17 protein-coding genes and 2 pseudogenes are annotated in these 22,688 nt (G+C 67.7%); 13 read left to right on the top strand and 6 right to left on the bottom strand.

Annotated features, from left to right (window positions below):
- Positions 1–279 precede the first annotated feature (279 nt).
- The 4 genes from ABZT93_RS17385 to acnA form a co-directional block, all read right to left on the bottom strand.
- Positions 280–861, bottom strand: coding sequence for an HD domain-containing protein (locus tag ABZT93_RS17385; protein ID WP_356105126.1), 582 nt, complete (start codon positions 859–861; stop codon positions 280–282).
- Between the two features lie 303 nt (positions 862–1,164).
- The gene (locus tag ABZT93_RS17390; protein WP_356105128.1) at positions 1,165–1,713 is read right to left on the bottom strand and encodes a DUF1062 domain-containing protein; all 549 of its coding nucleotides are present in this window, start codon (positions 1,711–1,713) and stop codon (positions 1,165–1,167) included.
- Between the two features lie 319 nt (positions 1,714–2,032).
- A complete protein-coding gene (locus tag ABZT93_RS17395) occupies positions 2,033–3,625 on the bottom strand; it encodes an ATP-binding protein (RefSeq protein ID WP_356105130.1) in 1,593 nt (530 codons plus the stop codon).
- 264 nt (positions 3,626–3,889) lie between these two features.
- The gene (gene acnA, locus ABZT93_RS17400) at positions 3,890–6,607 is read right to left on the bottom strand and encodes an aconitate hydratase AcnA (protein ID WP_356105132.1); all 2,718 of its coding nucleotides are present in this window, start codon (positions 6,605–6,607) and stop codon (positions 3,890–3,892) included.
- A 945-nt stretch (positions 6,608–7,552) separates the two neighbouring features.
- On the opposite strand from acnA, the gene ABZT93_RS17405 reads away from it, so the two are divergent.
- Positions 7,553–7,753, top strand: coding sequence for a DUF4236 domain-containing protein (locus ABZT93_RS17405; RefSeq protein WP_356105134.1), 201 nt, complete (start codon positions 7,553–7,555; stop codon positions 7,751–7,753).
- A gap of 84 nt (positions 7,754–7,837) precedes the next feature.
- Complete coding sequence (locus ABZT93_RS17410; RefSeq protein ID WP_356105136.1) at positions 7,838–9,367, top strand: UDP-N-acetylglucosamine 1-carboxyvinyltransferase; 1,530 nt, start codon at positions 7,838–7,840, stop codon at positions 9,365–9,367.
- A gap of 83 nt (positions 9,368–9,450) precedes the next feature.
- Here the strand turns inward: ABZT93_RS17410 and ABZT93_RS17415 are convergent.
- Positions 9,451–9,611: pseudogene (locus ABZT93_RS17415) on the bottom strand (transcriptional regulator); the annotation flags it as partial.
- Between the two features lie 98 nt (positions 9,612–9,709).
- Between ABZT93_RS17415 and ABZT93_RS17420 the strand changes: the two are divergent.
- From ABZT93_RS17420 to ABZT93_RS17430, 3 genes and pseudogenes are all read left to right on the top strand, one after another.
- Positions 9,710–9,924: pseudogene (locus ABZT93_RS17420) on the top strand (carboxymuconolactone decarboxylase family protein).
- A gap of 338 nt (positions 9,925–10,262) precedes the next feature.
- On the top strand, positions 10,263–11,513 hold the full coding sequence (locus tag ABZT93_RS17425; protein WP_356105138.1) for an MFS transporter: 1,251 nt from the start codon (positions 10,263–10,265) through the stop codon (positions 11,511–11,513).
- A 189-nt stretch (positions 11,514–11,702) separates the two neighbouring features.
- Positions 11,703–11,843: a hypothetical protein gene (locus tag ABZT93_RS17430; RefSeq protein WP_356105140.1), complete on the top strand. Its 141-nt coding sequence runs from the start codon at positions 11,703–11,705 to the stop codon at positions 11,841–11,843.
- 232 nt (positions 11,844–12,075) lie between these two features.
- Here the strand turns inward: ABZT93_RS17430 and ABZT93_RS17435 are convergent, their stop codons facing one another.
- Complete coding sequence (locus tag ABZT93_RS17435) at positions 12,076–12,990, bottom strand: LuxR C-terminal-related transcriptional regulator (protein ID WP_356105142.1); 915 nt, start codon at positions 12,988–12,990, stop codon at positions 12,076–12,078.
- A 718-nt stretch (positions 12,991–13,708) separates the two neighbouring features.
- Between ABZT93_RS17435 and ABZT93_RS17440 the strand changes: the two genes are divergently transcribed.
- The 8 genes from ABZT93_RS17440 to ABZT93_RS17475 all read left to right on the top strand — a co-directional run bounded on the left by ABZT93_RS17440 (position 13,709) and on the right by ABZT93_RS17475 (position 22,628).
- Positions 13,709–14,953: an ATP-grasp domain-containing protein gene (locus tag ABZT93_RS17440; RefSeq protein WP_356105144.1), complete on the top strand. Its 1,245-nt coding sequence runs from the start codon at positions 13,709–13,711 to the stop codon at positions 14,951–14,953.
- A 21-nt stretch (positions 14,954–14,974) separates the two neighbouring features.
- A complete protein-coding gene (locus tag ABZT93_RS17445) occupies positions 14,975–16,033 on the top strand; it encodes an LLM class flavin-dependent oxidoreductase (protein ID WP_356105145.1) in 1,059 nt (352 codons plus the stop codon).
- Between the two features lie 267 nt (positions 16,034–16,300).
- Positions 16,301–17,545, top strand: coding sequence for an ATP-grasp domain-containing protein (locus ABZT93_RS17450; protein WP_356105148.1), 1,245 nt, complete (start codon positions 16,301–16,303; stop codon positions 17,543–17,545).
- Positions 17,546–17,732: 187 nt separating this feature from the next.
- Positions 17,733–18,239 (top strand): flavin reductase family protein, encoded by a 507-nt coding sequence (locus ABZT93_RS17455; RefSeq protein ID WP_356105150.1) that lies wholly within the window; start codon positions 17,733–17,735, stop codon positions 18,237–18,239.
- Between the two features lie 105 nt (positions 18,240–18,344).
- Complete coding sequence (gene hppD / locus ABZT93_RS17460) at positions 18,345–19,409, top strand: 4-hydroxyphenylpyruvate dioxygenase (RefSeq protein WP_356105152.1); 1,065 nt, start codon at positions 18,345–18,347, stop codon at positions 19,407–19,409.
- Positions 19,410–19,461: 52 nt separating this feature from the next.
- Positions 19,462–20,379, top strand: a complete 918-nt coding sequence (locus tag ABZT93_RS17465) for a phytanoyl-CoA dioxygenase family protein (RefSeq protein WP_356105154.1) — start codon at positions 19,462–19,464, stop codon at positions 20,377–20,379.
- Positions 20,379–21,290: a prephenate dehydrogenase gene (locus ABZT93_RS17470; protein ID WP_356105156.1), complete on the top strand. Its 912-nt coding sequence runs from the start codon at positions 20,379–20,381 to the stop codon at positions 21,288–21,290. Before ABZT93_RS17465 ends, ABZT93_RS17470 begins: the two co-directional genes overlap by 1 nt.
- A gap of 3 nt (positions 21,291–21,293) precedes the next feature.
- Positions 21,294–22,628 (top strand): PLP-dependent aminotransferase family protein, encoded by a 1,335-nt coding sequence (locus tag ABZT93_RS17475; protein WP_356105159.1) that lies wholly within the window; start codon positions 21,294–21,296, stop codon positions 22,626–22,628.
- Positions 22,629–22,688: the final 60 nt, after the last annotated feature.

The raw sequence follows: 22,688 nt of genomic DNA on the forward strand, positions 1-22,688 counted from the left end.
CCATCTCCCGACCACACCGGCCGGTTGCCTGGAGGTCTCAGGCGCGGGGTCATCGCGGGGGCTCCGGTACGTGGGTCGAGCGGTCACACCGGGTGGACCGCCCCGGAATCTCGCCGACCCGCCACACCAGGCAGGCGGACCGCCCCGGAATCTCGCCGACCGGCCACACCAGTTGGGCCCTCTCGGAATCCCGCCGACCCGCCACACCAGACGGACCGTCCCGGAATCCTGCCGACCGGTCATACCGGGGCCGGACGTTCGGAGGGCCTGACCGAGCGGTCACACCGGGTGGGACGTCTGAAAGGCCAGGCGCTCCTCCGCTCCTTCTCCTACGGCCGTCAGCATGTCGTCGAGGGCCAGGAACTCCTCCCACGCCGTCCGGCCGCTCGCCTCGGCCAGCCTCCTGACCACCAGGTCCTCCAGTTCCGGCACCCGCTTGTTCTTCCAGATCTTGTCGGCGACGCTGACGAGCAGGTCTTCGAACCCGATGTCCGGGAGGGTCCAGGCCGCGTGCGTGGCGGCGAAGCGGGCGCGGTCGGGGGTGACGCCGTGGGCCAGGAGCAGTTCACGGCCGGACTCCTCGTGTGCGGAGCCGGGGCCGGAGAGTTCGCAGACGTGCGCGGACTTTCCCACGTCGTGCGTCGCGGCGCCGAACAGGACTGCTTCACGGTCCAGTTGGAGCCCGGGGTATCGCACCGCAAGCCACTCGACGAGCTCGTACGCCACATCGTGCACGAGTCTCAGGTGGGCTGCCAGGCGGGGTGGGGCGTCCAGCGTGCGCAGGAGCCTGGCGACCTCTTCGGGGAGGGAGCGGGGGCCGGGGGTGTGGAGGGCGCGATGCAGGGGGTCGGGGGTGGTCACTCGGTAAGGGTAGAGATGAGGGCGGGAGTTGGGGGTTCGCCGTCGGTCGTGCACCGTGCGCCGACCGACGCCGTGTCGGCAGGGGGCCGAACTGCCGCCTCCGACAACGAAATCCGCACCGCCGTGTGTTGCCCGAGCACGCGTACCTCGTTCCCGTGGGCCGGGTCCTCTTCGTCGCGCATGTGCGGGAGGCCGCAACCGCAGTCACCCCGGCCGTGATCCAGCCGTGGTACGTGAACACACCGCGATCCTGATGAGGCACCCGAGGCCTGGCCACGCAGGTCCCGGGTGCCTCACGAGGGCTCAGCGCTTGAGCGTGAAGGTGAAGTCGCCGGAGAGTCTGGCGTTCAGCCGGGCCACGGAGACCAGGTTCCCCTCCGTGATCAGCCTCTCGACCTCGGCCCGGGAGAGGCCGCACCCTTCGGCGATCAGCCGCACCGGACGGACGGGGATCCGCGCCGCGAAGCGGACCGAGACGTCGATCACCTCGCGGTCCAGGTGATCCGTTCCGCCGGTGTCGAGACGCCAGGCGTCGTTCCAGTCCAGGGCGACGCGGTTGCGGCGCCGCACGACCGGGTCCTGGAGCAACTCGGCTGCGAGGGACGGGTCGTTGTCGTGCAGCCGGTCCAGCAGTTCAGGTCGTACGGAACGCACATGCGTCCGCTCCAGGACCGTGAGCTTCGCCGTCTCCCCGCAAGCGGTGCAGAGCACGAGAAGCCAGATGTCCAGGAGCTTGTGGTTCGCGTTGACACGGAACTTGCCGTCGGCCCGGAAGCGATCCGACGCGCACGTGTGGCAACGGCGGAGGACGAGCGGAAGGCAGGTGGGCATGACCACCCAGTTGGTGAGCACGTGAGTACACCGGTTTCAGTGAGAAGTCCGCAGCAAAAAGCAGCGCGGCGCACAGCTGCGACGCGCGACCGATCAGCGCTTGGGGGGTCTCACAGGGTGTACAACGGCACGTCCTTGCCTCGGCGACTTGGTCCGGCAGCACGGTAACGACGACCGGCGGTGCTGATCCACTGGTTTTCGGCGAGGCGGGTGTGCGCCCCCACTCGAAGGACGCCCCCTGCCACGCACCCGGCCGCGTGCCCGTCGCCTTCAGGAAGAACAGGACTTCGCGGTGCGGCCGGTGACCTGTTGTGCCGCTCGTGACAGGGTCCAGGGGGAGTTACACCGATGCTCCGTTGCCGGACACCGCTCGCGCCTCCGCACCCCTCTCCACGGCCGCCGGAAGGTCGATCGTGAACTCGGTGCGCCCCGGGACGCTGTTCACCTGGATGTGGCCACCGTGTGCTGCCGAGATCGCCGCCGCGATGGCCAGACCCAGGCCCGATCCACCGGAGTTGGCGTCGGCGCGGGAGCGGGAGGTGTCTGCCCGGGTGAAGCGTTCGAAGATCGTGGGGAGGAGGGTCGGGGGGATGCCGGGGCCGTTGTCGCGGACGCGGATGACGCAGCGCCCGTCCGCGGACTCCACCGATGCCGTCACCCTCGTACCGGCCGGCGTGTGCATCCGCGCGTTGGACAGGAGCTTGGACACCACCTGGTGCAGCCGGGCCTCGTCGCCCGTCACCAACACCGGTATGTCCAGGCCCAGTTCGAGCTGCCAGTCGTGGCCGGTGCCCGCCGCCCGCGCGTCCCACAGCGCCTCCGCAACCAGGGCCGCGAGGTCCACCTCCGTGGCGTGCAGGGGGCAGCCCGCGTCGAGGCGGGCGAGCAGGAGCAGGTCCTCCACGAGGCCCGTCATCCGGGCCGACTCGGCCGAGACCCGGCGCCAGGCCAGCACCGGTTCGACGCGGTCGGTCCCGTGGTTCATCAGCTCGGCGTATCCGGCGATCGAGGCGAGCGGTGTACGCAGTTCGTGGCTGGCGTCGGCCAGGAAGCGCCGCATGCGTTCCTCGCTGCTACGCATCTGCTCCTCGCTGCTCCGCATCTGCTCCTCGCCGCGCTGCTGCTCGGCGAGGGAGGACTCCACATGGTCGAGGAGATGGCTGAGCGCGGCTCCGACCTGGCCGACCTCGCTGCCGGGGTCGGTGTCCCGTTCGGGCACCCGGGTCAAGGCGGTGACCTCGCCGTGTCCGAGCGGGGCGCGGGAGACCTCGGCGGCGGTGGCGGCGACCCGGCCGAGGGGGCGCAGTTGCCGTCGTATGACCACCGCGCAGACGCAGCCTGCCGCGGCGAGTCCGGCCACGGCGACGCCTGTCTCGATCAGCACCAGTCCGCTGATCATGTCCTGGACGGGGTCCATGGGCAGGCCGGCGAGGATTCGGACTTCTCCGCTCACGAGGACGGTGACCCGGTAGGTGCCGAGCCCGGGCACGGTGCGGGTGTGCATCGCACCGTCCGCCCGGATCCCGGCCAGGGCGGTGCGCTGGCCGGTGCCGAGATCGCGGGGCGGGGCGTCCTGGGCGACGACGGCCGCGGAAACGATGGCGCCGCCCTCGTCCAGCCGGGCGGAGAGCATTCCGGCGGGCTGCCCGGACTCCCTCAGGAAGGTCAGATCGCTCTCGCGATTCGGGTGCAACGAGGCTCCCGTCAGGGCCCGTTCGGCGGTGTCGAGTACGCGGTCGTCCAGCTTGCCCATCAGGTAGGCGTGCTGGAAGAGCGTCGTGGCCAGGCCCATCGCGACACAGACGACGACCAGCGTGGCGCTGACGAACACGAGCAGACGGGTACGGATGGACCGGATACGTATGGGCCGGATGCGGATGGGCCGGATACGGATAGAACGGGTGCGCATCCTCGCGCTCGGACGCAGGCTCATCTCCCGTCCTCCGCCTCGGTGACGGCGACGGGCAGCACTTCGTCGAGTGCGGGCTCGTCGTCGACGATGAGCGCTCGTACGCGGCCGGTTCGCGGCCCGGATGTGCCGGTCATGTACCGATCGTGTCCCCGCCCGCTGAGGGAACCCTGTGTTCCACCTGAGGGTGGGTGATGACCTGCGGTGACGGGGGTACGGCGAAGGGCCGCACCCCCGTCACGGGAGTGCGGCCCTCAGGCGCCCGAAGGGACTTGCGTACGGACGGACTTACTTGCGGATGAGGCTGCGCAGCACGTACTGCATGATGCCGCCGTTGCGGTAGTAGTCGGCCTCACCGGGGGTGTCGATGCGGACGACCGCGTCGAACTCGACGCCCGTGTCGGTGGTGACCTTGACCGTGCGCGGCGTGGTGCCGTTGTTCAGCTCCTCGACACCGGTGAAGGAGAAGGTCTCCTCGCCGGTCAGACCGAGGGTCGCGGCCGACTGGCCCTCCGGGAACTGGAGCGGCAGGACGCCCATGCCGATGAGGTTGGAGCGGTGGATGCGCTCGTACGACTCGGCGATGACGGCCTTGACGCCGAGGAGCGCGGTGCCCTTGGCGGCCCAGTCGCGGGACGAGCCGGAGCCGTACTCCTTGCCGGCCAGGATGGCCAGCGGGATGCCCTGCTCGATGTAGTTGCGGGAGGCGTCGTAGATGAACGACACCGGACCGCCGTCCTGGGTGAAGTCGCGGGTGTAGCCGCCCTCGGTGCCCGGCGCGATCTGGTTGCGCAGGCGGATGTTGGCGAACGTGCCGCGGATCATGACCTCGTGGTTACCACGGCGCGAGCCGTAGGAGTTGAAGTCGCGACGCTCCACACCGTGCTCGGTGAGGTACTTGCCGGCCGGGGTGTCGGCCTTGATGGCGCCGGCGGGCGAGATGTGGTCCGTCGTCACCGAGTCGCCCAGCTTGGCCAGGACCCGGGCGCCCGTGATGTCGGAGACCGGGGTGGTCTCCATCGTCATGCCCTCGAAGTACGGGGGCTTGCGGACGTACGTCGACTCGGCGTCCCACTCGAAGGTGTTGCCGGTCGGGATGGGCAGCGCCTGCCACTGGGCGTCGCCCGCGAAGACGTCCTGGTAGGACTTGTTGAACATGTCCTCGCCGATGGCGTTCGCGACGACGTCGTTGACCTCGGCCTCGGAGGGCCAGATGTCCTTCAGGTAGACCGGGTTGCCGTCCTGGTCGACACCGAGCGCGTCCTTGGTGATGTCCACCTTCATGGAGCCGGCGAGGGCGTACGCGACGACCAGCGGCGGGGACGCAAGGTAGTTCATCTTGACGTCGGGGTTGATACGGCCCTCGAAGTTCCGGTTACCGGAGAGGACCGAGGTGACCGCGAGGTCGTGGTCGTTGACGGCCTTGGAGACCTCCTCCGGCAGCGGGCCGGAGTTGCCGATGCAGGTGGTGCAGCCGTAGCCGACGAGGTTGAAGCCGACCTTGTCGAGGTACGGGGTCAGGCCCGCCTTGTCGAAGTAGTCGGTGACGACCTTCGAACCCGGGGCGAGGGTGGTCTTGACCCACGGCTTGCGGGTCAGGCCCTTCTCCACGGCCTTCTTCGCGACGAGCGCGGCGGCGACCATGACGTACGGGTTGGAGGTGTTGGTGCAGGAGGTGATGGCCGCGACCGTCACCGCGCCGTGGTCGATCTCGTACGTCGAACCGTCGGGGGCGGTCACGGTGACCGGGTTGGACGGGGCGCCGTTCGGGGCGACCGCCGGGGCGTCGGAGGCCGGGAAGGACTCCTTGCCGGACTCGTCGACGTCGTCGACGTAGTTGCGGACGTCCTGCTTGAACTGCTCGGCGGCGTTCGCGAGGACGATGCGGTCCTGCGGGCGCTTCGGGCCGGCGATGGAGGGGACGACCGTGGAGAGGTCGAGCTCCAGCTTCTCGGAGAAGTCCGGCTCGGCCTTCGGGTCCAGCCAGAGGCCCTGCTCCTTGGCGTACGCCTCGACGAGCGCGAGCTGCTGCTCGGAGCGGCCGGTGAGCTTGAGGTACTTGATGGTCTCGTCGTCGATCGGGAAGATCGCGGCGGTCGAGCCGAACTCCGGCGACATGTTGCCGATGGTGGCGCGGTTCGCGAGGGAGGTGGCGGCGACGCCTTCGCCGTAGAACTCGACGAACTTGCCGACCACGCCGTGCTTGCGGAGCATCTCGGTGATGGTCAGCACCAGGTCGGTGGCGGTGGTGCCGGGCTTGAGCTCACCGGTCAGCTTGAAGCCGACGACGCGCGGGATGAGCATGGAGACCGGCTGGCCGAGCATCGCGGCCTCGGCCTCGATGCCGCCGACGCCCCAGCCCAGCACACCGAGGCCGTTGACCATGGTGGTGTGGGAGTCGGTGCCGACCAGGGTGTCGGGGTACGCCTGGCCGTTGCGGACCATCACCGTGCGGGCCAGGTGCTCGATGTTCACCTGGTGGACGATGCCGGTGCCCGGCGGGACGACCTTGAAGTCGTCGAAGGCGGTCTGGCCCCAGCGCAGGAACTGGTAGCGCTCGCGGTTGCGGCCGTACTCCAGCTCGACGTTCTGCGCGAAGGCGTCGTTGGTGCCGAACTTGTCGGCGATGACGGAGTGGTCGATGACCAGCTCGGCCGGGGAGAGCGGGTTGACCTTCGCGGGGTCACCGCCGAGCTCCTTGACGGCCTCACGCATGGTGGCGAGGTCGACGACACAGGGCACGCCGGTGAAGTCCTGCATGATCACGCGGGCGGGCGTGAACTGGATCTCCTGCGACGGCTGGGCCTGGGAGTCCCAGCTGCCGAGGGCGCGGATGTGGTCGGCGGTGATGTTCGCGCCGTCCTCGGTACGGAGCAGGTTCTCCAGGAGAACCTTGAGGCTGTACGGCAGGCGGGCCGAGCCCTCCACCTTGTCCAGCCGGAAGATCTCGTACGACTCGTCGCCCACGCTCAGCGTGGCGCGGGCGTCGAAGCTGTTCGCCGACACGACAGTCTCCTTCATTTTTGTGCGCTTACCACCGCATCCTGCCGCCACGCCGTCTTGGCCGATCCGCTAAGGTAAGGCTAAGTTAGGTATGCCTTACTGTCAGACCCAGCGAAAGCGTGCGACTGCGGTACGCCTCGGCAGATATCTCGATGTCGAGATAACTCTAGTACATGAGGCCGGGATGGTCATGCCCGGCCTTGTCCCGATCTCCGGGTGCCCCGCGGATCCCGTGCGAGCCGGGGCGGCGGTTACATTCCGCGAGCGTCGCGGAGTGACCGACGCCCGCCGGTGACCTGGCACATTCCTGGGCGGACACGCGCATACCCCCGATCCTGACCGCACTGGGGGCGGCCGGCATCCCGTCCCGGACTTCGGGCTCCCGTCCCGAACGGCGACGGCGCGGCCCGGCTCGCGGCTGTGGGGGGCACCGGGCGCGGTCGGCGCGCCGGGCGCGGTCGACGCGCCATGCGCCGTCCGTCCGGTCGTCCGCTCACGGGGCCCTTGGGTCGCGATGGCCGCGGCCCGTTCCTGCCGGGACGCCGACCGTGATGGCTGATCGGTCTCTGCCAGGACGCCGGCTGCGATGCCCGCACCCGCCTCCACCAGGACACCGACCGCGATGCCCGGACCCGGTGTCACAGTCGGCCTGTCGATGGCGGTTGCGGGCCCGGGCCACCGTGAGCGCCGTCGCCCGCCGACCACGCCGCTCGCCGTCGGGTGACACTTCGATGCGGCGGTTCGCCTGGGCCCCAAGGAGGGCGGCGGCCGGATGCCGTCGCGTTGTCGGACCGGGCGTCGGCGGGTGGCGGGCACCCCAAAGGCCACGTCCCGCCCCAACTCGCCCCTCACAGCGGGGCGGTACGAACCTGGCACCCATCACTTCGCCGGGCCGGGGTATTCGAACGACGTCGAAAGCACGCGACCGACCTTCACAGGGAGGCCCCCATGGCGCTCACGTTCCGCAAGAGTTTCAGGATTCTTCCCGGGGTGCGGCTGAACATCAACCGGCACTCCTGGTCCATCACGACCGGTGGCGGAAGCCACGGACCGAAGCACACCCACAGCAGCACGGGACGTCGTACGACATCGGTTGATTTGCCCGGACCTTTCGGATGGCGCCGGACCCGTACCGCCAAGCGCCACTGAGACTCCCTCAGATCCGTCCGGGCCCCTCACCCGAACGGACCCCCTCGAAATGCGCCATCTCATATCTGAGATAGCCTCAACCCCATGGCAGACGACTACCTCGTACGTATCGGCAAGCTCATCCGTGACGCCCGACAGCACCGGGGCTGGACACAGTCGCAGCTTGCCGAGGCGCTCGGCACCAGTCAGAGCGCCGTCAATCGCATCGAGCGCGGCAACCAGAACATCAGCCTTGAGATGATCGCCCGTATCGGTGAAGCACTGGACAGCGAAATCGTCTCTCTGGGGTATGCGGGCCCGATGCATCTGCGCGTGGTCGGCGGTCGTCGGCTGTCCGGCGCGATCGACGTCAAGACGAGCAAGAACGCGTGTGTGGCCCTGCTGTGCGCCTCGCTCCTCAACAAGGGGCGCACGGTGCTGCGCAGGGTCGCCCGCATCGAGGAGGTCTACCGCCTTCTGGAGGTGCTGAGCTCCATCGGGGTGCGCACCCGCTGGATCAACGGCGGCGTCGACCTCGAACTCGTGCCGCCGGCCGAGCTGGACATGGGCGCCATCGACGCCGAGGCCGCCGTCCGCACCCGCTCGATCATCATGTTCCTCGGCCCGCTGCTGCACCGCATGGACAGCTTCCGGCTGCCCTACGCCGGCGGCTGCGACCTCGGCACCCGGACCATCGAGCCGCACATGATCGCGCTGCGCCGGTTCGGTCTGGACGTGGCGGCGACCGAGGGCCAGTACCACGCCCGGGTCGACCGGCAGGTCCGCCCCGACCGCCCGATCGTGCTGACCGAACGCGGCGACACCGTGACGGAGAACGCGCTGCTCGCGGCCGCCCGCCACGACGGTGTCACCGTCATCCGCAACGCCTCCTCCAACTACATGGTCCAGGACCTCTGCTTCTTCCTGGAGACCCTGGGAGTCAGGGTCGAGGGCATCGGCACCACCACCCTCACTGTGCACGGTGTGCCGCACATCGACGTGGACGTCGACTACTCCCCCTCCGAGGACCCGGTCGAGGCGATGAGCCTGCTGGCCGCGGCCGTGGTGACGGAGTCGGAGCTGACGGTGCGCCGGGTGCCGATCGAGTTCCTGGAGATCGAGCTCGCGGTCCTGGAGGAGATGGGGCTCGACCACGACCGTACGCCGGAGTACTTCGCCGACAACGGCCGCACCCGCCTGGTCGACCTCACGGTCCGCCCCTCCAAGCTGGAGGCGCCGATCGACAAGATCCACCCGATGCCGTTCCCCGGCCTGAACATCGACAACGTCCCCTTCTTCGCGGCCATCGCGGCGGTCGCGCAGGGCCAGACCCTCATCCACGACTGGGTCTACGACAACCGCGCGATCTACCTAACGGACCTCAACCGCCTGGGCGGACGCCTCCAACTCCTCGACCCGCACCGCGTGTTGGTGGAGGGCCCGACCCGCTGGCGCGCCGCCGAGATGATGTGCCCGCCGGCCCTGCGCCCCGCCGTGGTCGTCCTGCTGGCGATGATGGCGGCGGACGGCACGTCCGTGCTGCGCAACGTCTACGTCATCAACCGGGGTTACGAGGACCTGGCCGAGCGGCTCAACTCGGTGGGGGCGCAGATCGAGATCTTCCGGGACATCTGAAGGCCCTCAGAAAAGACGCCGTCACACCCCTTTGAACTGCCTGAACGCAAGGCAAGAGGGGGCGTGGCGGCGCTTTTGGGACAGTAGTAGTCGATGCCGACGCCGGCCAGTAGGGCGACCTCTTCGCGACGCAGGCCCGGGACACGCCGGTTGCCATCGGAGGCGGGCAGGCCCGCCTGCTGGGGGGGGTGATCTTCGCACGGCGGGTGGCGAGGAACTCGCGGATGTCGTGGGCGGCGTCCATGCCACCCGGCTGAGCACGCCTCGCCCGGCCTGGGGGGTCCTGTCAATGCCTGTACCGGCAGCACCTTCCGCACGCCTGCGCCCTGCGGTTTCCTCGATATCGACGTCGAGATCACCGACGACGTGCTCTTCGGCGACGTGTGGGAACGCCCCGGGCCCTCCCCCGCGATCGCAGCCTGGTCACGGTGAGCGTGCCGGCCGCGCTCTACCGGAGCGAGCAGCTCCCGTACCACCTGGGCAAGGCCCTGGAGAACGGGCTGAGCGTCGAGGAGCTCTCCGAGGCCATCACCCACCTGGCGTTCCACGCCGGATGACCCAACGCCATGACATCGACTCCTGGTTCGCCAGTCCGGCGGAAAGTCTCCGGGAAGTCCCCATTGGACCCCTCGATCATTGGCAGTGCGGAAACCGGAGCCGTCTTGGGGCCTGGCCTGCTTGGGGGCGGTGGAGGAAGGATCGGCTCTGGGCCGTAGGGCCTCTCGGAGGTTCGAGGTGGCGGGGTAGCTGTTCACGTACCTCGAACGAGCGGACCGGCACAGGTCGGAGCTTGATCGCTGCGGAATTCGCCAGCGGTAATCCTCCATGCGCCGAGGTCTGATTTCTCGTCACGTGAACCATAGCCGAGCTCAGAGCTAGAATTCGAGGAAACTCTGTGGGAATCCGCTCCCTCATGCCTGCGCTACCCAGGACACGGGCGCCCCGGGGCGAAGGCTCCGAAGCGCCCGCGAACAGCGCGGCCCGGCTGCTCGTGCCTCTGACACTGATCAACACATTCGGCAACGGTCTGTTCCGGGTGAACAGTGCGCTGTTCTTCACGCACGTCGGGGACATGACGGCGGCCCAGTTCGGCACGGGACTGGCTGCCGGCGGCGTTTGCGGCATCCTCGCGTCCGTGCCGTTCGGCCGGGCTTGCGACCGCTGGGGTGCTCGCCGTGTGCTGATGGTCCTCTGGTCCGCGGAGGCCGTGGGGATCTTGGGATATACGCAAGTTCATTCGTTCTGGCTGTTCCTCATACTGATCTGCCCGATCACCGCGGTGGATCGCGGGGCAGTGGTCGCGTACCGGGCACTGCTGGCGACAGCGCTGCCACGAGAAGGTGTGGTCAAGGCGCGGGCGAAGCTTCGAGCACTGGCGAATGTCGGGGTCGGGCTCGGCGCGGGCGTCGGCGGCCTTGCGCTCGCCGTGAACACGGCTGCCGTCTACTTTGCCGTCATCGTCGTTGACTGTCTGACCTTCGTCGTCGCAGCGGCCATGCTGGCCGCCCTTCCGATCGCCAGGGCGACCGCCGCCGCAGCCACCGGGCAAGATCCCCGACGCTCGGGCGTGCTACGAGATCGGCGTTACGTCCTCTTCACTGTGATATGCACGGTCCTGGCGCTTCAGTTCGGCATTTTCGAAGTCGGCCTGCCGCTGTGGGTGGTCCGCGAGACGAGCGCACCGCGGGCGATCGTGGCGGTGGCGCTCGTGATGAACACAGCCCTCGTCGCCTTGCTCCAGGTCCGCCTCAGCAGAGGCACCGAGGACAGTGCCGGCGCGATCCGGGTCGGGGAGCGCGCCGGATGGCTGTTGGCCCTGGGCTGCGCGGTCTTCGTCGTGTCACGATCCGGGTCGCCGACCACGGCGACGGTCTTGGTCCTGGGCGCGGCGCTGGTCATGACGATCGCCGAGGTGTACTTCGCGGCGTCGAGTACCACGCTGAGCTACGACCTCGCACCCGACAGCCAAGCCGGCGCCTACCAGGGCCTGTTCCAATCAGGGACATCCACAGCGACATCGCTTGCGCCGGTGGTGATGACAAGCGGCGTGCTGCAGTTCCCGGTATGGGGCTGGTTGACCCTCGGCGGGGTTTTCGCCATCGCCGGGACTTCGCTCCGCTGGATTCACCCGGGCAAGGCCGAGTAGGTGGCTGCGTGCAGCGCCGACGGTCGCGCGTACGCGGCCGACATCAGCCTGGCCGTCTCGGCGTCGCTGAACCAGAACGTCGGGACCCCGCCGGTAGCCACGCGGCAGCAGGCCTGCCGGCAGAAGCTCCCGCGGGCGTCGATGGCATGTGAGCAGCTTGCGAATCCGCGTGCGGCTCAGCCTCAGCCGATGCCGGTAGGGCCGCGCGCCCGGCGCGGTGACCCATCGCAGCGCATGCTCGACCGTGAGGGGCCCGGCGCCTTCCGCGTCCAGGCTGTCGGCAAACTGGATGCCGAGCTTGCCCGGCTCGTCCAGCTCGAACCCGAATGAGCGGCGCGGCGCCGGGTGGTCGCCGGCGGCCTGGCGCAACGAGGGCGCGGTAACTACGTTCCCGACAGGAGCCCGTGGGCCACGGCCGTGCCGCGCCGAGAACGCCGCCCGCAACCTCGGATCCACCCGGGCTCCCGCCTGCGAGCAGTTGACGCTTGGCCCCGCGCAATCAGCCGTCGACGACACCTCGGCGCATCGGACATGCCGCCGTTGTTCGCCCGCTCACACCGTTCTACTCACCTTCACCTCTGCCCCAGAGATAGCCCATCTGCATCCGGTTGTGCGCCTCGAGCTCTCGCTTCATGGTGGCGATGTGGCCCTGCAGCGACCGCTCACTGATGCCGAGCCGCCGGGCTATCTGCTTGTCCGGGTAGCCGTTGATCAGCAGGCGCTTGATCGAGTCACGCATTGCGGGCATGACTTCCTTTGCTGCCATCGCTGCATAATTCGGGACGAACGGGAAGGGCTTTGCTCGGTCCCACGACCTGTTGAACATGTCGCGGAGAAAGCCGACGACGGCCGGCTCGCTCACCGCGACCGCAGAGGTGCGGTCTGCGTTCGCCGCGATGAAGGCGACGTCATCGACGATGATCAGGCGGTCGAAGAACTCGTCGAGCGTCCGGACCGAAGCTCCGAGGCTTGTCGCCTTCTGGACATACTCTTTCGTCGCCTCATCGAAACGCGTCGTGTGTTGATAGAGAGTACGCATCACGACGCCGGCGGCTACGTGGCGCCGCACGCTTTCCAAGGCGTCGTCAAGCACTTCCCGCGGGCGAGGACCGTCCGGCTGCGCGGTAAGGATTTCCCGCCGTGAGCGGGACAGGGCGTCATCGATGGCCTGAGCGATGGTGGATAGGCCGTGAATTTCGCGGATATCCGAGTTCCTGTTGGCGGCTGCGTACGACACGTCGTGCAGCCGGCTGGCCTGCTCATCGACGAGTCGGCTTAAGTCCGTCAAGTGTTTGGCCATTCCCCGGACGAACTCTTCCGGCTTCGTCAGAGGGTTTGGCGGAACAGGGTGACGTAGGTGACTCTTGGCGTCTGCCTCGTTGCCCACAGTGTCTGAACTTGCCGTGAGCCTTTCCGATTTTTCCTTTTTGCCCATATTGTACCCCGTGAAGATCGGCAGTGCAGGAACCGGAGCCATCTTAGCGCCTGGCCTCCTCGGGGGTGATGCAGGAAGGATTGGGTGCAGGGCAGAGCTTGATTACTTCCGGGGTATTCGTGTACTGGATTGATGGAAACCAATGGAAAAGCCGGGCGAGGCGCGAATGTACTGTTCTGCCTCGACTGCGATCGCCAGCTTTACCGTAGGCCAGACGCGCAATTCACTCGAATAGGGTGCGTGAACAGCTACTGAGATAGCTGGGGCCAAGCCGACCTTCTACCTTGCGCCCAACGGGCTTCGGTGAATGGATAGATGTATCATGCATGTTCGTGCAATCTTTACTCGTATGACGCGCTCCGTACGCGTCGCATTCATCGGCGGCATCGCCGGTGTGGCAGTGGCGATAGCTATTGGGAGCGGCTCGTTGTCACCGTCCGTGACTGCGGCGCCTGCGGTCGACGAAATTGTGGTTCCAGCCGACGATGTCGGCTGGAACAGTGCAGTGCTCTCCGTATCCTGACCGCGCGGAGAGCGCGGCGGTTTCCGCTGCCCGATGCGCCGGAGCGAGAAGCCGCCGCTCCACCGAGCGGATTGTCGCCCATCGACTTCGTGGGACTTCTCGGAGTGCGCGTGCCGGTCTACTTTCAGTTCTCCGTCGGTGTTGGCCGTGAACGGCGGTAATCCTCAATGTGCTGAGGTCCGACTTCTCGTCACGTGAACCATAGCCGAGCTCACAGCTAGAACTCGAGGAAACCCTATGCCTTACCGCGTCCTGGTGGTGCAACCCGCGTTCTCCGCGAACGCTTATATCACTCATGCCCGTTCTCTCAATTGGGACGTCGTGGTGGCCTCCTATGAGGCCGAAGGCCGAAGGGTCGCCGAATCCGTGCGATCTGCCGCGACAGAGATGATTGTGGCGGATACCAACTCCGGGGATGCCCTGGAGGCTGCCGTCGTCCAAAGCCACCAGCGGAACGCCATTCATGCTGTTGTCGCCGGCGGCGAATACTACGTGCCGGCAGCCGCCCGGCTGTCCGCCCGGCTGGGGCTGCCCGGTCTGGCCGGCACGGCCGTGGACCAGGTCCGGCACAAGGCGAGGATGCTCGAGGCGGTGGCTGCGGCCGGCCTGTACGTACCGAGGTTCTCTGTGGTCCGTGAGCTGGGGGAACTCGATGCGGCATGCGCATATGTGGGCTTCCCCGCAGTCATCAAGCCGGTCGATTCCGGCGGGAGCGTTCACGTGTCGCGCGTCGACTCTCTCGAAGAAGCACGGCGGGCGATGTCCGCGATACACGCCGAGGAGGGGCTCGAGTTCGACCGGCCGCTGACCGCCGACGTGATGGTCGAACAGTACGTGGCTGGAACGGAGTACAGCGCCGACGGCCACGTCAGCAACGGTGAAGTCACCGTCGTGGCGGTGACGCGGAAGCTGCTCGGTCCCGAGCCGCGGTTCCTGGAGCTGGGGCATCTCACGCCCGCGCCGCTCGATGAGGCCGTCCGCCACGAACTCGCGTCGTACGCCGCGGATGTCGTCAAGGCGGTGGGGATCACGACGGGGCCATTCCACTGCGAACTGCGCCTCAGCGAGGGGCGCCCCGTACTCATCGAGGTGGCCGCGCGCCTGCCCGGCGGCAAGATCACCGAGCTCATGGAGATGGTCACCGGCCTCAGGCTGCCCGGAAAGGTCCTCGCGGACATCACCGGCGCGGATCCCCAAAGCGCGGCGGCACATGGCGAGCCGGTCGCCAAGGCGACGGGAATTCGTTTCCTGACCGCGGGCGGCGCAGGTTCGTACGCGCGGCTCGAAGGCTGGGACGAGCTGACGTCCGAGCCTTGGGTGGTGGGGGGCCACGTCCTCATCGAACCGGGCACCGGCATCAAGACCGATGAAACGGACTACAGCTGTCGGATCGCGGCCGTCGTCTTCACGGCGGACTCCCCGGAAGAGGCGCTCGAGCGCTGGTCCGAGATCGGTGACCGCGTACGCGTGGTCAGCACCTGACACGGAAGGGAAAAAACGAACATGAACCCCCTGCGCCTCCACTGGTGCTCGCCGCCCGACACGGGACAGGCGAAGCCCACGGATCCTTACAACATGGGCAAGCTCGACATGGGGGAAGTCATCGACTTCGTCCAGGAGGCCGATGCTCTCGGCGTCGACAGCCTGTTGTTCGGGATCTCCAAGCGACTTCCCGATCCGATCCCGGTGATCGGGGCGCTTTCGCAGGTCACTAATCGTGTCAGGTTCATGCTCGCCTATCGGCCGGGCCTGATGGCGCCGCCGCTCTTCGCGCAGGTCGTCAACACTCTCTCCTGGATGACGGACGGACGCATCGCCCTCAACATCGTGTCCGGCGCCTCTCCGGCGGAGCAGGCCGGATACGGCGACTTCCTCAGCCATGACGAGAGGTACGCGCGCTGCAACGAGTTCCTGGAGATCCTCCGGGGTCTCTGGGAGGGCGAGTCACCGCTGAGCTACGACGGGCAGCACTACACGCTCAAGGACGCGGAGCTCGGCCTCGGATACAGCGGCGGAGTGCGGCCGCAGATCTACCTCAGCGGGGCGTCGGCCGTGGCGCAGCAGACCGCGCTGGCCTGGGGGGACTGCTGGCTGCGCTACGGAGACACCCCTGAGGCGCTGGCACAGGCCAGCCGGCCGCTCGTCGAGGGCGGGTGCCGCGTGGGTACCCGCATGCACGTGCTGGCCCGTCCCACCCGCGAGGAGGCCGTGGCGGAGCTTGCCGAGCTCGTGCGCACCCCGAACGAGGACCACAAGGAGTGGGTCCGCCAGGCGCTCAGCACCACCGACTCCGAGGCGGTGACGTCCTCCTACAAGTTGGCGAGCTCCGCGGTCGACGAATGGCTCTCGCCCTATATCTGGACGGGTGCCGTGGCCTACCGCGGGGGTCCGGCCCTGTGCATCGTCGGGAGCTATGAAGAGGTGGCCCAGTACATCCACAGCTACAAGGCCGCGGGTATCAGTGAATTCATCTTCTCGGGGTGGCCGACCCGGGATGAGATGAGGAACTTCTTCACTCATGTCGCTCCGCTGATTCGCCGTCTTGAGGCAGAGGAGTCCTGAGCGAGCAGGGCGACCACCTGCGCGCGCTGCCCGGACCGTAGCCAGGCGGCCGTGCAATCTCGCGAAACGAAGCCCTGCGGTGCTCGCCGCGCATACGTGTGACGAACCGAAAGAAGCGAGCGAGTTCACCCCGCGGACGGTGCCGATCAAGTGGTGCCGCATTGACGGAGCAGCGTGGCTGTTCACGTACCTCACTCGACCGAACTGCGCGTGCGACCTGCGGCAAAGCCGGCGATCGCCTACGTGAACAGCTACGGAGGAGCAACCATGCACATTGTCGTCATCAACCGGTGGCCAAGGTTCCAGGAGGGCCCGCGCTGGGACTTCTCGATGGGCCGCTTCGAGGAGCTCATCGACCATGAGCGGCACCAGGTCAGTTACGTGGTCGACTCGGTCGGCGCAACCGGAGTCCTTGCCGATCCCGAGCAGATCGCCGACCTGGTCGAGGTCGAAGACCTCAAAGACTTCGAGGCAGTTCGCGGAGCGGTTCAGAAGATCACGGACCACGTCGGCCCGGTCGACCGGCTCATCGCCGTGTCGGAGGCCACGCTCGGTATCGCGGCCGAAGTTCGCGCGGCACTCGGCATCCCCGGTCCGCGGCCCGAGGACGTGGCGCTCTACCTGAACAAGCTGCGGATGAAGGAAGTCGTGGCGACGGCTGGTGTCCGCGTGCCTCGGTTCGCTTCCTGCGACAACGCCGAGTCCGCAGTGGACTTCGCGCGGGTGATCGGGTTCCCACTGATACTCAAGCCGCTGTCCGGCGCGGGGAGCAGGGGGGTGCACCGCATCGAGGACGAGACCACGCTCACGACGCTGCTGAGTCAGATCGACACCGGGGACTACGAACTCGAGGAGTTCATCGACGGGCCGATCTACCACGTGGACGGGTTTGTCGGCGAGGACTCGCAGGTCCCGTTCATGGCGGTGTCCCGCTACATCGGCGACTGCCTTGCCTTCGAGGCCGGCCGGCAGCCGCTCGGCTCGGTCGTCGTCCAGGACTCCCCGCTGCGCGACCGTGTGCACGAATTCGCCCGGCAGTGCGTGTCGGGTCTGGGCATGACCTCCATGCCGTTCCACCTCGAGCTCTTCGTCACGGCCGAGGGGGACCTGGTGTTCCTGGAGATCGCGGGCCGGATCGGCGGGGCCGAGGTGCCGTACCTCACGGACAAGCTCTTCGGGGTCAACCTCTTCGAGCTCTGGCTGGACGCCCTGTGTGAGGGCGGGGCGACGGTCCCGCCGCAGACGGGCGACCCGTCCGGCGGCTGGCTGATCATCCCGAAGCCCGCCGGACTGCCGGCCGAGGTCGTCTCGGTGACCTCCATGCGGGACCACTTCACCACGATCTGGCGGGAGTTGGTACCGACCCCCGGCGAGGTGATGCAGCCCGGCGGCAGCTACGACGCGGTGCACAGCGGGCGGTTCATCCTCATCGGCGACGAGTCGGCCGTGGCGGAGGACATCCGAAAGATCATCGCCGATTTCCGGATCGAAACCGCTCCGGTGCCGCAGTGAGGAATCCCGGACCGGGCCCCGCCCGCACAGCGGAAGCGACGATCGCCGCCCGGGAGGAGACGCTCGCGGGCGCGATCGCGGACCGACCGCTGCCGAGAAGCGGTGGGGGCCGCACCACACCATCACAGGCCGTCGGTTGCTTCGGCCTACCAGAAAACATTGACGAGCTGCTCCGCGGGGGAACTTGATGAACGTCGGTTCTGTACGCTTCAGCGAACTATTCGGCTCATTCCCGACTCCGATCGCCATCGTCACGGCAATGGACGGAGCGGGTGAGCCGTACGGCTTCACCAGCAACGCCGTCTGTTCGGTGTCGGCGGCGACCTCGACGCTGCTGGTCTCCGTCGGCAAGGGGTCCCGCACACTGCCGGCGATCGTATCGTCGCAGGCGTTCGCGGTGAACTTCCTCTCCTCGTCCGCGCGTGACGCCTCGCAGGTGTTCGCGAGCAAGGCCACGGACAAGTTCGCACATGTCGAATGGCGCCCCTCGGCCGTTGCCGGAGGCGCTCCGCTGCTCACTGAGATCGCACTCGGCGTTGCGGAATGCAGGGTTGATAATGCGATCGAGGTGAGTGACCATTGGCTTTTCGTAGGCCGGGTGGAAGGCGCTGAGACATTCCCCCGCGAGCCACTTCTCTACCGTCGGGGCGACTACGGTTCCTGGTCGCCGCTGAACGAGTTCTCCACTGCCTAGCGCGACGTTCGCACCCGAACTCCTGATTCGCCAGGCAGTCCCTTCCCAAAAACATATCGACATCTCGACTTCCTCCTGTCGACGATGGAAGCAGAAGGGTTTTACATGAATATCGGGGCCGTAGACCACGTCGAGTTCTACGTCGGAGATGCCCAGCAGTCCGCGTTCTACCTCTGCACCGCTTTCGGCTTCCGTATCTGTGGCCAAGCCGGCCCCGAGACCGGACAGGCCGACCACCGCTCGCTGCTGCTGCGCCAGGGCGGCATCGAGGTCGTCCTCACCTCCGCCCTCAACCCCACCCACCCGGCCGCGTCCTACGTGATGCAGCACGGTGACGGCGTCGCCAACATCGCGTTCGAGGTCGACGACGCCACCCGTGCCTTCGAGCTGGCAGTCGAGCGGGGCGCCGTCGCCGTCGAACAGCCCACCGTCCACAGCAAGGACGGCACCGAGGTGGTCACCGCCGCGGTCCTGGGCTTCGGCGACGTGGCCCACCGGTTCGTCCAGCGCAGCGGCGACCGCAAGCAATTCCTGCCCGGAGTAATGGACATCATCGTCGCGGACCCCGAGGCGGGCGAGGAGCTGCTCAGCACCGTGGACCACGCGGCGATCTGCCTGCCCGCGGGCCAACTGGGCCCAACGGTCGCGTTCTACGAGCATGTCTTCGGCTTTTCGCAGATCTTCGAGGAGTTCATCGAGGTCGGTTCCCAGGCTATGGACTCCAAGGTCGTCCAGAGCCCGTCCGGCAAGGTGACCTTCACCCTGATCGAGCCGGTCACCGACCGCCAGCCCGGTCAGATCGACACCTTCCTCGCCCGCCACGGCGGCGCCGGCGTCCAGCACTTGGCGCTGCTCTGCGACGACATCGTGGGCGCCGTGCAGACCCTGGAGCAGCGGGGCGTCACCTTCCTGCAGACGCCGGGCTCCTACTACGACCAGCTGAAGGAGCGCTTCGAGCGCTCCGAGCTCGCGATCGAGGACCTGCGCCGGACCAACGTCCTGATCGACGAGGACCACTGGGGCCAGGTGTTCCAGATCTTCACCCAGTCCCAGCACGTGCGGAAGACGTACTTCTGGGAGGTCATCGACCGGCACGGCGCCCGCACCTTCGGCAGCGGCAACATCAAGGCGCTCTACGAGGCGGTCGCCCGCGAGAAGGTCGTCTCCTGACCCGGCTCAGGGCGCCGTCCATCCACCGAACTACCGACCTGTAAGGAAGAACATGACCGCCGAGGCCATCCAGACCTTCGCCCTCACTGACGAGGAGCGCGCGCTGCTGCCGACCGACGAGGACGTCGCCTTCTACGCGGAGCACGGCTGGTACCTGTCAAAGAAGCTGTTCACCGACGAGGAGATCGAGCAGCTGGAGGCCGCCAGCGAGCGCTTCTACGCCGGCCACCGCGACCGCACCCTGCCGGCCCGCCCGCCCAAGCTGGCCTACTGGGAGCCGGAGAAGGGTGACGTCCAGCGGCACAACGACTACATCCACTACGAGGACAACACCATCGGCCGGATCCTGAGCAAGCCGCTGCTGGGCGCGGTCGCCGCGCGCCTCGCCCAGGCCGAGCAGATCCGGGTGTTCCAGTCGACGCTCATCTACAAGCCCCCGGCGGCGCAGGAGCAGTCGAACATCGTGCCCTGGCACTTCGACCGCCACTACTGGTCCACCTCGACCTCCGAGCGCATGCTGACTGCGTTCATCCCCTTCCACGACTGCGGCGAGGAGATGGGCACCATCACCATGGTCGACGGCAGCCACCTGTGGAAGGAGACCGCCGACAACGACGCCACCTCGCTGCACTTCGCCGAGCGGGACCGCTCCGAGCTGGACCAGATGCTGGAGGAGAACGCGGCGTTCAACGGCGTTGAGGTCATCAAGATCCCGGTCACGATCCCCAAGGGGCACGTCAACTTCCACCACTGCCGCACCTACCACGGCAGCGGTGCCAACGTCAGCGACCGTCCGCGCCGCGCGATCTCCTTCCACCTGCAGGACGGCGAGAACCGCTACCGCGAGTTCCTCCGCTCGGACGGCACCCGGGTCAGCTACAACCACGACATGCTGGTGCGCCGCACGGCCGAGGGCACTCCCGACTACAGCGACCCCGAGTACCTCCCGCTGCTGTGGAGCGACCACTGATGCGTAGTGCCGCGGTGGTCGGTACCGGATTGATCGGCACCTCGATCGCCCTGGCCCTGCGTGGCCGGGGCGTGACCACCTACCTGATCGACACCGACCCGGAGGCGGCGCGCACGGCCGCCGAACTCGGGGCCGGCATCGCGGGCAGTCCGCGTGAACCGGTCGACCTGGCGGTCATCGCGGTACCACCGCAGTACGTTGCGGCGGCCCTCGGAGAACACCAGCGACGGGCGCTTGCACATGACTTCACGGATGCGGCCAGCGTCAAGGAGCAGGTCCAGCAGGAGGCGGCCCGGACCGGCTGTGACCTGACCCGCTTCGTCGGAGGGCATCCCATGGGTGGCCGGGAGCAGTCGGGTCCGCTGGCCGCGCGCGCTGACCTCTTCCAAGGTCGTCCCTGGGTACTCACTCCGGCCCCGCAGACCCGGGCGCAGACGGTCGAACGCGCGCGGAACCTGGCTGAGCTGTGCGGGGCCAGGCCGGTCGTGATGACCCAAGCGGAGCACGACCAGGCGGTCGCGCTGGTCTCCCACACCCCGCATCTGGTGTCGAGCCTGCTCGCGGTGCGTCTGCTGCATGGAAGGCAGTCCCAGCTCGGGCTCGCGGGACAGGGACTCCGTGACGTGACCCGCCTCGCAGGAGGCTCCGTCGAACTGTGGACCGACATTCTGGGCACGAATGCCGCCGCCGTCGCCGACGTCCTTGCGGAGTTCTCCCACGACGTGGCGCTGATGGTCGAAACCTTGCGCACACTGGGCACCGCCCCGAAGCCGGAACAAGGCAGCGCCTCAAGGGATCGGCTCGCGTCGGTCCTGCTCCGCGGCGTGCAGGGAAGGGCTCGGATCCCCGTGTGCAGCACGGACGGAGTCAGCCCGAGCCGGACTTATGCGACCGTACCAGGAAGGGTGTGAGCGATGACTCAAGTGGGAGCACCACCAGATCAGGCCCTGTTGCTCGCCGACCTGCACGGCTCGCTCAGTGCCCCGGTCCTCGACGCGATGACCTTCCTCAATGAGGTCGTCGGCCGTTTCCCGGACGCGATTTCCTTCGCTCCAGGCCGGCCGACCGAGGGCGGCTTCGAACCCGAGGACCTCGCACGCCATCTACAGACCTACACCACGTACCTCGAGAAGGAACTCGGCTGGTCACGTGATCAGGTGCGGACCCAGTTGTTCCAGTACGGCCGTACCAGCGGCATCATCCGAGAACTGATTGCCAGGACGGTCGCCAACGACGAGGGAATCCAGGTCCCGCCGGAAGCGATCGTGGTGACGACGGGTTGTCAGGAGGCGTTGCTCCTCACCCTGAGAGCGCTCTTCGCCAGGCCCGAAGACACTCTGCTGGTCAGTTCACCTTGCTATGTGGGCGTTACCGGTGTGGCCGAGCTCTTGGGCATCCGAGTGCGCCCCGTGCCTGAAGGCCCCGCCGGACCCGATCCGGAAGCCTTGCTCGCGGCTGTCCACGCCAGCAGGCAGGCAGGCGAACGCCCCCGGGCCTTCTATGTGGTCCCGGATTTCGGTAACCCTTCGGGAGCGAGCATGAGTACGGCGGCGCGGAAGCGTCTGCTCGAGTTGGCCGCTGACGAAGACTTCCTTGTCCTGGAGGACGACCCGTACGGGTTCTTCGTCCGATCCGGATCAGCCCGCCCGACACTGAAGGCCCTCGACCACAGCCGCCGTGTGATTTTCCTGGGCTCCTTCGCCAAGACTGCGCTTCCTGGAGCCCGTGTGGGCTACATCATCGCCGACCAGGAGGTCATAGGCCCATCCGGCCGGCGCACGATGATCACGGACGAGCTGTCGAAGATCAAGAGCATGACCACGGTGAACACCTCGGCCGTCAGCCAGGCCGTCATCGGCGGGCTGCTGGTCGAAAGCGACTGTCGGCTCCGCACGGCGAACTCGCACGCTGTCGCCCACTACCGCACCAACATGGACACGCTGCTCGACGAATTGGAGCGGCACTTCCCCGCGGCGCGCCGGGCCGAGGTCGGAGTCCACTGGAATCGTCCCGACGGCGGCTTCTTCGTCGTCGTCGACGTCCCTTTCGTCGCCGACCACCGGGCTCTCGAGCTCTCCGCGCGGTGCTTCGGTGTGCTGTGGACCCCGATGTGCGACTTCCATCTGGACGGCGGCGGCACTCATCAGTTGCGTTTGTCGTGCAGCTCACAGAGCCCGCAAGAGATCACCGAGGGCGTCGCGAGGTTGGCCGACTTCATCACCGCGCAGACAACCGGCACAGCCGGCTAGTACTACAGCCGGACTTCGCCTCAACAGTGGCTGACGGCGTGCGCGACTCCGGCTGACGCA

The sequence above is a fragment of the Streptomyces sp. NPDC005303 genome, from assembly GCF_040607335.1.
Taxonomy (GTDB): Bacteria; Actinomycetota; Actinomycetes; order Streptomycetales; family Streptomycetaceae; genus Streptomyces.

Bases quoted from the DNA above. Each gene is read 5' to 3' on its own strand.
- ABZT93_RS17445 (WP_356105145.1), top strand. From the start codon at position 14,975: ATGAACCCCCTGCGCCTCCACTGGTGCTCGCCGCCCGACACGGGACAG.
- hppD (WP_356105152.1), top strand. From the start codon at position 18,345: ATGAATATCGGGGCCGTAGACCACGTCGAGTTCTACGTCGGAGATGCC.
- ABZT93_RS17405 (WP_356105134.1), top strand. From the start codon at position 7,553: ATGGCGCTCACGTTCCGCAAGAGTTTCAGGATTCTTCCCGGGGTGCGG.
- ABZT93_RS17450 (WP_356105148.1), top strand. From the start codon at position 16,301: ATGCACATTGTCGTCATCAACCGGTGGCCAAGGTTCCAGGAGGGCCCG.
- ABZT93_RS17395 (WP_356105130.1), bottom strand. From the start codon at position 3,625: ATGAGCCTGCGTCCGAGCGCGAGGATGCGCACCCGTTCTATCCGTATC.
- ABZT93_RS17475 (WP_356105159.1), top strand. From the start codon at position 21,294: ATGACTCAAGTGGGAGCACCACCAGATCAGGCCCTGTTGCTCGCCGAC.
- ABZT93_RS17470 (WP_356105156.1), top strand. From the start codon at position 20,379: ATGCGTAGTGCCGCGGTGGTCGGTACCGGATTGATCGGCACCTCGATC.
- ABZT93_RS17440 (WP_356105144.1), top strand. From the start codon at position 13,709: ATGCCTTACCGCGTCCTGGTGGTGCAACCCGCGTTCTCCGCGAACGCT.
- ABZT93_RS17410 (WP_356105136.1), top strand. From the start codon at position 7,838: ATGGCAGACGACTACCTCGTACGTATCGGCAAGCTCATCCGTGACGCC.
- ABZT93_RS17455 (WP_356105150.1), top strand. From the start codon at position 17,733: ATGAACGTCGGTTCTGTACGCTTCAGCGAACTATTCGGCTCATTCCCG.
- ABZT93_RS17430 (WP_356105140.1), top strand. From the start codon at position 11,703: ATGCCGGTAGGGCCGCGCGCCCGGCGCGGTGACCCATCGCAGCGCATG.
- ABZT93_RS17465 (WP_356105154.1), top strand. From the start codon at position 19,462: ATGACCGCCGAGGCCATCCAGACCTTCGCCCTCACTGACGAGGAGCGC.
- ABZT93_RS17435 (WP_356105142.1), bottom strand. From the start codon at position 12,990: ATGGCTCCGGTTCCTGCACTGCCGATCTTCACGGGGTACAATATGGGC.